Genomic DNA, 14,273 nt, shown 5'->3' on the forward strand with positions numbered 1-14,273 from the left:
ACAATATAGGGTTATAAGCGCATATTTTGCTCGATGCTTAGAAATTAAGATTTAAATTCTAGTCATCTATGCTATGATTGCGCTGTACTTTGGGGATGTTCCTGGCTTCGACGCTGGTGATGAAACTCATAGATGCATGCCGAGAGCGCATTTCCTCTCGTAAATCAAATTTGCATTTTTTAGTCGCAAACGACGAATCATACGCTCTAGCTGCCTAAGGGCAGCTTGTCCGCCTCTCTGAATACTTGTGGTTAGAGAGTCCGACTGAAGCGCACGCACACAAGTCCGTATAAAGCCAAGCCTCGGGGCTTTGTACTAAACTTAGAGGATCGCGATTTGTACCCTGTTCGTCGGGTCACAAAGAGTTAAAATAGTAGACGATATCTAAGCATGTAGTATTCTCGAGCGTAGTGCTGGCGGACGCGGGTTCGACTCCCGCCATCTCCACCAAAATATTATTCGGGATTGTTCGATCCGATATAAAAAAGCCTTTAAGTTCAATACTTAAGGGCTTTTTTATTTGTCTGTTTGTCCGATATCATCCGACTTGATTTGACCTTATTTTTGCCTTCTGTGGGTAATTATTGGGAAAATTTACCCAATTATTTTTAGTCTAGATAAAGGGTAAATACAGATGAAGCTTACCGATACAGAATGCAGAAAAGCACAACCAAAAGAAAAACGATATCGGCTTTCGGATGAGAATGGTCTATCACTTCTTGTGACACCATCTGGGCAAAAATACTGGAACATACGCTTTACTGTTCTTGGTGAGCGTAAGTCAGAGTCACTTGGTCCATATCCTGATATGAGTTTAAAGAAAGCAAGGGAGCTTGCACTTGAACTGAAATACAAATATTCCAAGTCAGTATTGCACGAGGATATTCAGCCATTCTTTAAAGAGGTGGCGGAAGACTGGTTTGAGAATCAAAGAGAGACTTGGTCATCCAAACATATAAGTAATGTGCGAGCATCTTTAGATGAGCTTTATATTGCTCTGGCCAATAAACGTATTAATCAAATTCAAGCACCAGAGATATTGCAGATAATCAAAAAGATCGAAGCTAGAGGCTCATTAGAGGTAGCTAAGCGCACCTTGTCACGGTGTGGTATGGTCATGAAATATGCCATAGCTCATGGCTATAGATATGATAATCCAGCAAGTGATTTGGTTTATGCACTCAAAAATAAAAAAGTGAAGAACTTAGCTTCTTTATCAGAAAGCGAAATGCCTGAATTCCTTAGACGCATCAAAGCCTATCCAGCAGATGCTCAAACCCATCATGCTATTATTCTGATCATGCTTACTGGTGTTAGAGTAAGTGAATTACTGCAAGCGCGTTGGGATGAATTTGATCTAGAAGAGCGTAAATGGGACATCCCTGCTGAGCGTATGAAGAACGGTTTATCCCATCGTGTACCGTTGACGGACAGTATGATCGATGAACTTCAAGCGTTGCGTCTGACACATAATCAGGATCTGTTATTTCCTCACCGACTAAATAACAAGGAAGCTATGCGTAGTGAGTCAATCTTGGCTGTGATTAAGCGATCTGGTTATTCAGGAAGAATGACTACACATGGCTTTAGATCATTATTTAGTACAGTAGTGAATGAATCGAATTTATTCAATCCTGATGCAATTGAGCGTCAGCTTGCCCATGTGCCACAAAATAGAATTCGTTCTGCTTATAACCGTGCCCAGTATTGGGATGAGCGTGTAAAAATAATGGAATGGTATGGTGAGCAAGTAAAAACTTGGTTAGCTTAAATCTATGTGAATAATATAAAAAATGTAGCCCAAGCAAAAGTTTTATCAGATTTTTACCAAAAATTATCGAGATTAATTTTTTGAGAATTCTTTAAATTTTATAATTTTGACTAAGTGGAAATGGGCTGTTAATTTTTTATCCCTAGCATAGAGGGAGGTTTCTTTAATTATTTAAGTACCTCCCTAATTATTATAGTTAATAAAGATATTTACCATCCTTAGTTGCTACATTATGAAATTTTTCATCAATAAGTGTTTCTATGATTTTTTGTTCTTTCATATTCATCAGTCGACTGAGTTGTTGTAGTTGTCTAATGGACTCTTTTGTTAGTGGTAGATGATATGGTTTTTTTGTCTTTTCTCCATCTCTAAATTTTTTCTGAGACCAACTCCTTTTCATTTTATCAATGTAAAGCTTGCGAGAGTCAGAATGATCAAAGGAAAATTCACTTAGTTTAAATAGTATTGATGAATATTGATCAGAATTAGTTTCCCATCCAATTAACTCAAGGTTAGGACATGTTTTTTTAATTTCTTTTTTATTTAAATATTCACATATCCAGTTTAACTGCTCTGTATTTTTCTTATCTATCCATTTTTCTAAGGTATCATTTTTTTTAGTTTTATGCCATTCAATCTTTAATTGTTCAATTAAATCATTTTTTTCTTTTAAATCTAAATTTAATTTATCTAATTCATATATAAAATTATCGTAAAGTGATGATGTGGTTTTCATAAAGCCTTGATTTATAAAAATTCCAACTTGTGGAATTAATGGGGGCGTAGCACGTGTATTTGTATTTTTTTGAGGTAAGATATTGCTATATATTTCTTTGTCTTCTATTTTTATGTGGTTTTCTTGTGGTAGGGAAATTGGTTTTAATTTTTGAATTAACCAAAATATTAATAGATAATCAGTTTTAGAAACCCATGATATATATTCTTTAGGTAATATTCTGTTTTTAACTGTTAGGTGTGAGACTTGGATATAATAATTAAGGTCATGATTTTTTAAAAATAAAAAATAATCTGCTTTAATTGTATCTATTGGTGGTAATGGGTTTTTACCGAAGATATTATTATTTTCTTGTTTGATTTTTTGGATTTCATAATAAAAGACAGTCCATAATAATTCGTACCCTCTATCATCAATATCCTTGAAATATTCTTTATACTTCCGTTGTATTTCCTCGATATACATGACTCATATCCTTAGATATCTTTGTAGAATTCCAATAGAAAATACAATGGTTTTTAGTAGTTTTCAAGAGTTATTTTTAAAATTTATATGTAGTGTTTTTGTAGTATTTTCATAGTAAAAAGCTATTTAAGTTATTGATTAATATTAATTGAAATTATTTTTTTAATTGTAGTATGTCATATTTTGTATGTTTCCTAGAATTTTATTTTTCATCTCAACTTTAGCTCCAGAATAAGTCACAATGATCAAGGGTGGCCTTACCCAAATTATTTCATCTGTAGGCTTAGCCTGGCATAAAAGGAGTTCGGCTTAGTGGGTATTAAATATTATCTATTAGAATTAACTAAATAGAATTAAAATAATATGACCAATTCTCAAATGGTAGATGAGGTTGTTATTTGGTAGGTGTCAATTACATATATCTACTCAATATAAAAAAATACATTAGTTGCCATCACTATGAATCTATTCTAGTGAGTCAATTAAATGTTTACCTCAGTTAATGAAACTGCAACCTTAATCCGTGTTGAGAATTTTATTCATACCCTTGTTCATCGTGGGTATAGGGATGAAACCTTAGTCATCGAACTAGTACTGATTATTGAATCATTCAGATTGTGTTACCGAGAAGAGTATTATTACAGTCCACTGATACGGGATTTTATAAAGGTTTCTAATCTGATTGATGTTCTGTCTCTAGAGATGCAGAGTAGTAATTTATATTATGTAATTTCAAAAAATCTTACAGATATACGTACTTCACTCATCTGTAACTATCATTTATCGGTACAGGAAATTCAGGACTATAGGCGTCAAGAAGTAAAGAATACAGAGTCATTACGCGAGTACCTTAGTAATTTGTTTAATCACTATGCGCGTCTTTTAGTGGTAAGGGTTGACCTTAAATATGATAAGGATATTCGTGGTCAGATTTCATTTGAGTTATTTTCTCAGCACATGGAAATATTACGTAATCGTATTTCAAATAAGGATGGTTGTTTTAAGGGTATAGAGGGGTTTGCTTGGGCATTGGAACAGGGGGCTGATTTGGGCGGTTATCACTGTCATCTACTATTACTGTATCAAGGGGCGGATCATCAAAATGGATTTCGACTGGGTCAAATGGTTGAGGCAAAATGGCAAGAGATCACTCAAGGAGAGATTAAATCGCTAGAGAACACTAAAAAAATAGGTAAGGCATTTATTGTAAATGATGCTAGATATCTACAAAAATTTGAAGCGAATAACACTATAGGAGTTGGTATGGTGTATAGAGATGATCCTCATTCAGTTCATTGTGCAATTGCAACAGCTCTGTATTTAACCAGACCTGAAAAGTTAGATCAGTATCTCAGAGTTAAACTCAGTGAAAGCCAAAAAACATTCGGAACAGGGCAGTATAGAACTCGTTATCGTCGGCGGCTGAAGTCGGGCTGCTAGTCTAAGCAATTAAAAAAATACGCCAAGCACCTTCCTATGCAATTAAATCGCATAGGAGTTTTTGCAATGAGCTTTTACGAAGTCGAACATCAACATGCCGCTCGTTTAGAACAAAATCTACAAGAGTTCTATCAACAAGCGCGTTTTGAGAAGTCAGCGTTAAATATGCAATATTGGCATGAGGTATTTTTAGCTACATTGCCTGATTGGAAACCATTGATGCACTATAAAGAATTGGAATTCGATCTGTGGATTTCAATTCTAACCTATTGTTATCACGCAACGTTGTGTGATCTCAAACTTGTGTACCTACCTAGTGAAGATGTTGAGCAGATCAAAGTTTTCATTGCATTATTGCTGGAAAAGTTACGGGTAGTATATACAAGTGTTCAATTCTTGGAAACGATCAAGGCAGATAACGAGGAACATGCAAAACGTATTCGTAAATGTGTTGAACAATATGACGCAATTACCATACACCAACATTATCTCAATACACTCAAATGCTATTTCACCTATCAGGCAGATCAAATCCCTTTAGTCTCGATTTGCGACGTTGCTAAGCATGTAAGTCTTTTTGAAAAAAGGATTCAGAATAGTGCTTTGATTCAAAATGGTTGTTTATTTCTTTATCGCAAAGTATTGCGCATCCCTGAAACGAATCAGTATGTGTGTGCTTACTTTCTGACGTTTAACGGTAACGTGCTTAAACAAACAGAAATGCTTTATCAGCAACTCAATCAGGAATGGCTGACTGTAACCCATGGCAATGGTTTAGTGCTCGATTCAAATTCGGATTTACCATGGGAAGAACGAGATGATAGCTTCCTTGCCATGTTTGGGGAAATGGAAGATGTTCGTGATGATCTAGAAGGCATGAGACAAAATGAGTTTTACAGTGTAGATGATAAGGCGACACGGTTAAGAGTACGCCCACGAAAATTTCAACAATTCTTAGCTAAGCCCTTTAAAGGCTTTAATTTTTAAAAAGTATCTTTCAATCACTAGATATACTGCTTATCAATTCAACATCAATCCGTTCGCTCAACTTTGTCTGCTTGACGGCAGACAGAGTGGGGGCTATCCTTTCGATGCTGACCTACATTGTCAGCGGGTTTTGACAGACTCGAAATAACAAAGACAGTAGATAAAAGTTCTCTTTTATGTGCTGTGAACCCGTTCGTCCCCCTTTCTCTTTATGGTAGGACGTTAGGGGGACGCGCTTGCGCGTGCTGGTTTCTTTGTTTACCAGTCTGTCAACCCTCTTTCGTTCTACCACCATAATCAATTGACAGTGATTAGGTAGAACTTCTTTAATAAACAAAGGAGTCGCCCATGCGTCTACAATTCTTAATTTCCCATTCCTCTACATACCTCAGTGCTGTGTGTCATTGTCATCGCTAGACTAATAACAGCATACGCAAAACAATAATTTTATCTGGGGTAAACAAATAAAGGATGAGCATCCTCTGTTTGTCTGTGTGCTTGGATCATTTTACTGATCAGTCGTGGAAAGTTCATTTCCCTATGAATATTCACGCCTGAATAAAACACAGCACTCCAATAAAGAATCAAACAAGGATTGGCGCGATAGCCTTAAAGATGGCGAGTGCTCATTCAAAATAAAAGAGAATGATTCACCATGACAATGAAACTAAAGTATCTACCTCTATGTATTTTGTTGGTTAGCTTGGCGGCATGTTCAAGTAAAGATAAGCACGAGAACAATCAAGCAATAGAAAGCCAAACTCAAGAAAATACCGTAAGCCTTGATGGGATCAATGAAAAATCAGCTGTAATTGTTGCCAAAGACAAATTGAGCCCAGACCAAAGCTGGCAGCAAGCAGAATCCAAGGTGCTTTTTACTGATCCTAAAATCTTTTATCCGAAGCAGAGGGAGTCACTGGATTTCTCAGAAAATCCGAATGTAGTAAACGATTTTTCATTTTTAAAAGACTACGAACGAGTTAAAAGCTTACTTAATCTAAATCGAGATCAGATTTTTGTGATTGGAGACAAGGATCGAGATACAGAGGAAAATAATGTATTACTCGATTTGAGCACCGATGAATACTTTAAATATGCCAATAATCTAGCCATCAACTATGTACGCTATTTAAAGTCACCGAACATTCAGCCTAAGCAGGAATTTGAAAAAACGCAGGACTATGACACTCGAGTCAAACAGGCTCAACGAGACGCTGAAAATAATGCAATTGATTATGATGTGGAGCTTTTACAGAAAGCACTGAACCGAAGTGTAGAAGATATTAGCCTTGCGCTATCTAATCGTACTTATCACTATGATCCTGATGCAGAGCAATTGTCTCTAGATTTAGAACAAGAAGATAAAAATGGTAGTTCAATCGTGGTCTCCAAAATCCTGCTTAAAGTCCAGCCTGAATTAGCCAAATTGATTGTTGAAAATCTCACCTTACTCAAGATGGGTTATGTTTTTAACTTTCATGATAATAAGTTGAATTTTGAAGGCGTATTTTTCTACTTCAATCAAATCAGCAAAGCCAATAGAAGCGGTGATCCCGTAGAAATGCGGGCGAATATTACTCCCGTATTTAAACCACTTGAGTTTAAGCAAAAAAGTGTCATGCATGCACTGCCAGCCAGTCCTGAAATCACTGAGAAGTTAGAGGCTACACCTTTTAAGGATGTACTTAAGTCTCCACTTTGGAATTTCAAATTTGGATTAGAGAACTATCTCTCACCTGAAGATTTGATCAAGAAATATCAGAAACAGCAGGAACAAGAACAAGTTGTATCTGAACCTGAACAGGAAAGCAGTGCTTTATAAGGGCGATGGTCTGCTCAACCACAGAATAGTATGAGCATTTTCTCAAAATAAAGAAATTTCAAATACATATTACCTCTTTGAAGCATGAGCACGAAGCCACGACACCAAAATGTTTGGCGCTGCTCAACATCAAATCAAGGTAAGTCCAATAAAGGAAATATTGTTGTGAATATACTTAAAAAATTAATGTTGTCTGCTGTTATCACACTACCGTTAACCTTATCAGGCTGTGGTACGTCAGGATTCAATCCCGATCGCATGGAAGTCAATCTCAATACTGAATATAGCGAAGGAGGTTTATATAACCGAACCTATGTGATTTTAACCCTTCGTTCACTGGACTCTGAACCGATTACGTTAAATAAGGTTGATGTGAATAATGGACGCTGTAGTTATACAGGTCGATACAATGATCCAATTAAGCTGCCTGCCTATTTCCAAATTGGACAATCTTTACAGCTTTACTTGAGATGTTCCTACGATGCTGTAGTGAAAGTCGATATTGAGACGGATCAAGGCTCAGCAAGCTATAGTTTTAAATAACCTACCAAAGCATATACATCAACCATGCCCAAGAGGCATGGTTTTTTTTTATGTCTGAATCAAAAGTTTTAAACATTCATACCTACATACAGGACTTCGTGATGAGCATCGTACATTGTCCTTACTGCCATTCCGAACAGGTGATTCTCAGAGAATCTCAGCCGAATGGTCCGCAGTATTTTGAAAAAATCCTAGATGCATTTTCCCCACCAACTATGGCTGCACTGGGTATCAAACTGGCAAAAGAAGCAGGTATTCCTCCGTATATCGGTGGGCTGATTGGAGTGGTGGTCGGTGGAACACTAGTCATGGTCAGTCAGCATTATTTCTATCGGCATTATAAATCTGCTCTGTATTACCGCTGTCTGCAATGCGGACAAGATTTTGCTGTAGCTGCTTAAGCTTCATTCAATTTTATTTTTAAACAACTTCACTTTTATAGAGGAATTATTCCTATGGCACATTTAGTTGAAACAATGGCATTTGTAGGACAAACACCTTGGCATGGCTTGGGCAATCAACTTACCCCAAATCAACCGATTGAGGTCTGGGCGAAGCAGGCAGGCATGGATTGGCGCATCGAATCCTCCGATGTCAGTTATATGGCTGAAAACCACAAACAACAAAATCTGATCTTGCCGTACCAGGAACAACGGGTCTTATATCGCTCAGACACGCATGAGCCTTTATCTGTGGTGAGTCAACGCTTTCAGGAAGTACAACCCCAAGAGATTTTAGAATTTTACCGAGACCTGACTGAACAATCGGGCTTTGAACTGGAAACGGCTGGGGTACTTAAAGGAGGTAAGAAATTCTGGGCATTGGCTAAAACAGGACAGATATCAGCACTTAAGGGTAAAGATGTCAGCAATGGCTACATTCTTTTAGCTACTGCTTGTGATGGCACATTGGCAACCACGGCTCAATTTACTTCTATTCGAGTGGTGTGTAACAACACTTTGGCGATTGCTCTACGTGGTCAACAGGGCAATTCAGGTGTGGTTAAAGTGCCGCATAGCACCAAATTTGATGCCGAGAAAGTCAAACTGCAACTCGGTATCTCAGTCCGTGCATGGGATGAACACATGTATGAAATGAAACAACTGAGTCAGCGTAAGGTGACGCAACAGGAAGCTGCCGCCTACTTTGATGCGGTATTTAACAACACTAACTTGAGTGCGGTGGAACAGGACGAAAGCATTATTCAGTTCTATCGAAATGCTGCTATGCCAAATCAAAGGAATACCTCAGTAAGCAAAACTGAGAATAAAACTGAACCGAATAGCCGTGCTATGTCTAAGGTGATGACCATGTTTAACGGGCATGGACGGGGTGCAGAATTGAGTTCAGCCAAGGATACGGCTTATGGTTTACTGTGCGCCATTACTGAATTCACAGACCATGAACGTCGAGCGATGAGTACGGATCATCGACTTGATTCAGCATGGTTCGGTGCAGGGGCAGCAATCAAGCAACGAGGTTTGGAACAAGCATTTCGCATGATTGCCTAAATTCACTTTCAGTTAAGTCTTCTACATTAGCCTAAGCATACTGTAACACCGTACAAGCACAGCAACATCTTTAGCCGCACCCTCAGATGCGGCTTTTTTTATGCCCAAAATTCAGATTTACGATTTTACTCATACAGGAATAGTTGCAATGAATAGCAATACCCAAATTCAGAACACGATAAATCATCCACCTTTACAACCTTATGTACCAAACTTAAATCAACCCACTCAACAGGTTGAGGTGGGAACTCGTCCCAAACGTGACCGACCAAACAAACAGCCACGAAAGACCAAAGCACTGACAGCAAAGCGTCTTGCCAATACCAAGCAGATGAACTACCAGCAATGGCTAGAGGTCAGAAAACTGGGTATTGGCAGTAGTGATGCAGCAACCGCATGTGGACTGAATCCCTATATGTCGATGCTGGAACTGTGGATGATTAAGACAGGTCAGATGCAAAAAAACATCGAGGACGAAAGTGCAGGCTACGCACCGTTGTACTGGGGCAAGCAGTTAGAACCTTTGGTGGCTGAATACTACAGCATGCACACCAACCACAAAGTTCGTCGAGTCAATGCAGTATTGCAACACCCTGATGAAGACAAACACTTTATGTTGGCGAATTTAGATTATGCCGTGGTAGGCAATGGCGAAGTGCAGATTTTGGAATGTAAAACCGTTGGAGAATATGGCTCAAAACTATGGCGAGATGGTGTACCACTGTATGTCCTCTGCCAAGTCCAACATCAACTTGCAGTGACAGGCAAACAGGCAGCGCATATTTGTGCACTAATCTGTGGGCATGAAACCAAAATCTATAAGGTGACGCGTAATGAAACTGTGATTCAGCACATCATCAATGCTGAACGACATTTCTGGCAATGTGTAGAATCGGGCATTCCACCGAGTGTAGATGCCTCTGAATCCGCTGCTAAAGTTTTACAACAACTTTATCCAGAGCAGATACCCTTATTGGTTGAAGACCTCACTCAAAATGAACAAGCCAACTACCTATTTAACCAATTGTTAGAGGAGCGACATAAGGTTGAGCAGCATCAACAGTATTTTGATGAGTTAAAACATCAATTGCAAATGATGATGAAAGAAGCTGAACGAGCAGTATTTACGGGAGGATCAGTGACGTGGAAAAAGTCACAAGACTCCATCAGTCTAGACAGTAAATCGCTTCTTAAACAGCATCCTGAATATCTCCAGCAGTTTCCACAAACTAAAGCAGGAACAAGACGCTTTCAGATTTATCCAAACGGTGGATAACTCACCATCTATCCACAACCGAAAATCCCATGATCAAAAATCATGGGATTTTTTTATATTCAATTTTTATTTAAAGGAAATCACCATGATTAAAGGTCTTGCAATTACACCACCAGTATTGGGTCGTATCAGCATTGGTAAAATTGTAGAAAAGAACGGCAAACGAGTGCCTGAAAAAGATGATCAATTTACCATCACTAGTCAAATTCAAGGGAAAGACGGATGGATTAAACATCCTCTCGATGAACAACTACGAGCTAAAGCACCCAATCAAAACCAGAAACTCAGAAGTATTCCAGTGCGGATGATCTTTAATGATCCTGAGTTGAATCTACGAGCAGAGTACTGTCTATTTGACCGACAAACAGGGCGTTTAATCTGCTCAGGAAATGGCGAAACCTGTCAGCGACTAGGACAAAATGGGATTGAACAACATCCATGCTCATCCCCTGATTTATGTCCATTGGCTCAAGGCGGGTTGTGCAAGCCTTATGGCAGACTCTACGTCAACTTAGATGAATCAGATGAGTTTGGTGCATTCATCTTTAGAACCACGGGTTTTAATAGTATTCGGACATTGGCGGCACGGTTACGTTATTACAGTGCTGCATCAGGTGACCTGCTTTCATGTCTGCCATTGCAACTGACTTTAAGGGGCAAAAGTACCACGCAAAGCTACCGAACTCCGATTTACTACGTGGATTTAACTTTAAGGGATGGGGTAAATTTAAATGATGCTATCACTTCAGCTAAGGAGATCGATGAACAAAGCAAGGCGGCAGGATTTTATCAGGAAGCGCTAGATCATGTGGCACGACAGGGATTTGGCAATGTCAGCTTTGAGGTGGGTGGTGATGAGGGATTGGAAATCGTTGAGGAGTTTTATGCGGAGGATACCAAATCAGAGCACCAACAAAATCATAATTTGACTCATGTTCAGGATATCCAGAAAGGGTTACAGCAGTCAGTTCAAGCTTTGAATTAGATGAGCTTGGACAACATTGGACTGAGTAAAATTTTACTGGACTGACCTATCATCTGAGCGAATACGCGCTCGCATCAATGATTAGGAGAAAAAATCATGAATGCGTTCACAGGTCAAACTTTTCAGATGAATCAAATAATTAATATACATCAAGTTGTATTATTTGTTGGTGTTAGTCGTTCAACAGTATATGAAATGATGGATGAAAATTCGCCTTACTATGATCCAACATTTCCAAAGAAAGTCACGATCTCGCAAAAACGTATTGGTTGGTCAGCTTGGGAAATTAATCAATGGATTGAAGCTAAGTTAGCTAGTCGTGAATAGGGAGCAGAAGCTCCCTATTTTTTCTAATTGAATTATTTTTTTTATAAAAATATAAATTGATGTTCAAAAGCAAAGACATAAAATTAAAGTATAACAATGGTACGCCAGCACCCAATAGCCATACATAAATAGTTTAAAGTAGCAGAATTTTATCCAGAGGTGCCGGAAATAGTAGTATGGCTGGTATATGGAAATACCTACTTTACAGGGAAAAGAGAGGATATTATTGAGGTGTTCTACACAGATGAAGAGAAATAGAACTGTCTCTGATGAGGAGTTCTTAGGATCACTATTTCTTATCACCGCTGATGCTACGGGGTTAAATCTTTCCATGGATCTTCGTAATAGCCTTAAAGTTTTAGCAACAAATATAGAGTGTTGATAGAAATTTCATTTGCAAGATCATATAAGATGAATTTACCTAATAAATGCATAAGTTATATTTATTTTAGAATTTATATTATTTAATTTATCTGTAAAAAACTTCTTCTGTACTACTTGAGAGAGGAGAGATATCTGATTATATTAAAAATATATAATTTACTTTAGTGACATAAATTTTAACCATATATTTAAATATAAATTAAATTACTTATAATTGTTGGGAACGTAAAATATGGATCAAGATTGGATTCTTCAAAAGAAAGAAACCCGTAGAGCTTTTGCTAACTCTACATGGATTCCGTTGAGAGCATCATCTACTGACGAGAAAGGGGACATCACAAAAATTGGTTATATCAGCGAATTTTTTGGGTGTGGTTCAGCAGCATTTCTTCCTGAAAAAATAGAATTTGCAGAAAATTTGGGATGGGGAGATCTTGGTTTAAGTCGTGATGTTGGCCCTTATGCATATGATGATGGATATTACTCATCTATTGAACAATATCAATATAATGATAGAGATCCTATAGGTATTAATCTTATATTTACTCACCATCAACCAGTAATAGGTTTGAATAAGTGGATAATAAACCCTGACTTGATAGTAGCACTTCGTTTAGTAAAAGAAGGTGATAATTGGGTAAGGCCAGAAGAAGATTTTTGTGTAGTTATAAGGGAGTTTTTTGACTCTAAGGGAAATCATCGTTTAATTGAAATTAAAAGGGAGTTTATTGTTGATTATCTTGCAGCAAGGGGACTTTCTCTACGATTATCTTATTATCGTCAAAGAGTAGAAAATGTTTCTAAGATTGACGATAGTAATTATGTAGGACTCGAGAGCTATAAAGAACAAAGAGATCAAGGTCGATTTGAGTGCCTAATTCGTAATTTAGAAAATGTTTTCGGTGGAGGATGGGCTTCTTTCCGAGTCTGGAGAACGGATATAGATGAAGAAGAAGATGCTCCTGTGATGGGACCAGAAAATAGTGGAAATACAGAATCTGAAAGTTCAAAAGGTCATAAATATGGTAATCCAGGGGTAAGAGTTGAGGGGGAGTTTTGGCGAGATGAATGGATTAAACATCAAGCACTAAGTGTTCGTGTTCGTGGGGATATAGATAATACCCTTCCGAATTTTATTGTAGAAACTGATGGAAAGAGAATTTCATCACTAAATTTAAATAATGAAAATATTGGACGATGGTTGTGGTTTCGCTCAGGCATTGTAAATGAGCTTCTTAATCATCGTGGTTTTTCTTTGAAATGGTATACCGCCGAAACTGGTGGTATAAAGTCCACTTCGGGTTATGCTACCCATTTTGGAATCAATGACTCAGATTTGATTACTGTCTATGCTTGTGATATTGCTCGACTTGCTGCATGGGAACAACATATTTGGGCTGCACATAATGTTGCTCCTGAAGGGAAGGTTTCTACTGAATTAATGTCAGCTCAAGTAAAGGCTCAAGTTGCTTCAACTTATGCTGTTGAAGAGTTACTTTTTCAGAGTATGCGCTTGTTAGAGCAAGGTTTCCGAAAGAAATTTGATATTGATTTATATAGACATGACATAGATGATAATGAGCTTACACAAATAATTTCTAGATTTATTAGTAAGGATCGTGCTTCGTTATTGCGTTTAGCAAAAGAATTGATTCGAATTTTTTCTGAGCGGCTTAATATTTCTGCTCTACGCACTTTATCTAGTCATAAAGACAAAGATAAATTGGGATCAAATAAACTTCTTGAAGATATTTTAGCCCAAAAAATTGGTACTGATAAAGCTAGAAAGCTATTTGGAGTGATTGCTGGAACTTATGACATGCGATTAGGTGATGCTCATCCAACAAGTTCTAAAATTGATGATGCTTTAAAGCTTGCTAAGATTGATGAAGAACACTCATTTTTAAAACAAGGTGAGCAACTTATTTCTAATTTTGGGCAAACAATCTGGTGGATTGGGAAGTTTTTATTTGGTCAAACAGAATCAGGCGATTAATTATAGAGTCATAGATTTTAATTATTTTTA

The 14,273-nt window shown here is 37.6% G+C and carries 12 protein-coding genes and 1 other RNA gene; 12 read left to right on the forward strand and 1 reads right to left on the reverse strand.

Features of this window, described 5'->3' with window-relative positions; translation table 11 throughout:
- Positions 1-91: 91 nt before the first annotated feature.
- Positions 92-450, forward strand: a transfer-messenger RNA (tmRNA) gene (gene ssrA, locus NDN11_RS04710).
- Positions 451-634: 184 nt separating this feature from the next.
- Complete coding sequence (locus NDN11_RS04715) at positions 635-1,771, forward strand: tyrosine-type recombinase/integrase (protein ID WP_251110908.1); 1,137 nt, start codon at positions 635-637, stop codon at positions 1,769-1,771.
- 196 nt (positions 1,772-1,967) lie between these two features.
- On the opposite strand, the gene NDN11_RS04720 is transcribed toward NDN11_RS04715, so the two are convergent.
- Entirely contained in the window at positions 1,968-2,972 is a 1,005-nt protein-coding gene (locus NDN11_RS04720; RefSeq protein WP_251110909.1) for a hypothetical protein, read from the reverse strand.
- A gap of 486 nt (positions 2,973-3,458) precedes the next feature.
- On the opposite strand from NDN11_RS04720, the gene NDN11_RS04725 reads away from it, so the two are divergent.
- From NDN11_RS04725 to NDN11_RS04770, 10 genes are all read left to right on the forward strand, one after another.
- Entirely contained in the window at positions 3,459-4,412 is a 954-nt protein-coding gene (locus NDN11_RS04725; RefSeq protein WP_251110910.1) for a YagK/YfjJ domain-containing protein, read from the forward strand.
- 66 nt (positions 4,413-4,478) lie between these two features.
- Entirely contained in the window at positions 4,479-5,399 is a 921-nt protein-coding gene (locus tag NDN11_RS04730; protein WP_251110911.1) for a hypothetical protein, read from the forward strand.
- Between the two features lie 655 nt (positions 5,400-6,054).
- Positions 6,055-7,221 (forward strand): hypothetical protein, encoded by a 1,167-nt coding sequence (locus NDN11_RS04735; protein ID WP_251110912.1) that lies wholly within the window; start codon positions 6,055-6,057, stop codon positions 7,219-7,221.
- 165 nt (positions 7,222-7,386) lie between these two features.
- A complete protein-coding gene (locus NDN11_RS04740; RefSeq protein ID WP_005147529.1) occupies positions 7,387-7,764 on the forward strand; it encodes a hypothetical protein in 378 nt (125 codons plus the stop codon).
- Between the two features lie 101 nt (positions 7,765-7,865).
- Positions 7,866-8,165: a hypothetical protein gene (locus NDN11_RS04745; protein WP_251111492.1), complete on the forward strand. Its 300-nt coding sequence runs from the start codon at positions 7,866-7,868 to the stop codon at positions 8,163-8,165.
- A 54-nt stretch (positions 8,166-8,219) separates the two neighbouring features.
- A complete protein-coding gene (locus NDN11_RS04750) occupies positions 8,220-9,275 on the forward strand; it encodes a DUF932 domain-containing protein (protein ID WP_251110913.1) in 1,056 nt (351 codons plus the stop codon).
- Between the two features lie 148 nt (positions 9,276-9,423).
- Positions 9,424-10,551, forward strand: coding sequence for a YqaJ viral recombinase family nuclease (locus NDN11_RS04755; protein WP_251110914.1), 1,128 nt, complete (start codon positions 9,424-9,426; stop codon positions 10,549-10,551).
- Between the two features lie 85 nt (positions 10,552-10,636).
- Positions 10,637-11,536 carry a recombination directionality factor gene (locus NDN11_RS04760; protein ID WP_251110915.1) on the forward strand — a complete coding sequence of 300 codons (900 nt, stop codon included), beginning with the start codon at positions 10,637-10,639 and terminating at the stop codon, positions 11,534-11,536.
- A gap of 96 nt (positions 11,537-11,632) precedes the next feature.
- Positions 11,633-11,863, forward strand: a complete 231-nt coding sequence (locus NDN11_RS04765; RefSeq protein ID WP_251110916.1) for a helix-turn-helix transcriptional regulator — start codon at positions 11,633-11,635, stop codon at positions 11,861-11,863.
- Between the two features lie 616 nt (positions 11,864-12,479).
- Positions 12,480-14,243: a hypothetical protein gene (locus tag NDN11_RS04770; protein WP_251110917.1), complete on the forward strand. Its 1,764-nt coding sequence runs from the start codon at positions 12,480-12,482 to the stop codon at positions 14,241-14,243.
- Positions 14,244-14,273: the final 30 nt, after the last annotated feature.

Origin of the sequence: Acinetobacter sp. C26M (assembly GCF_023702675.1) — a bacterium.
In the GTDB taxonomy this organism is placed as follows: Bacteria; Pseudomonadota; Gammaproteobacteria; order Pseudomonadales; family Moraxellaceae; genus Acinetobacter.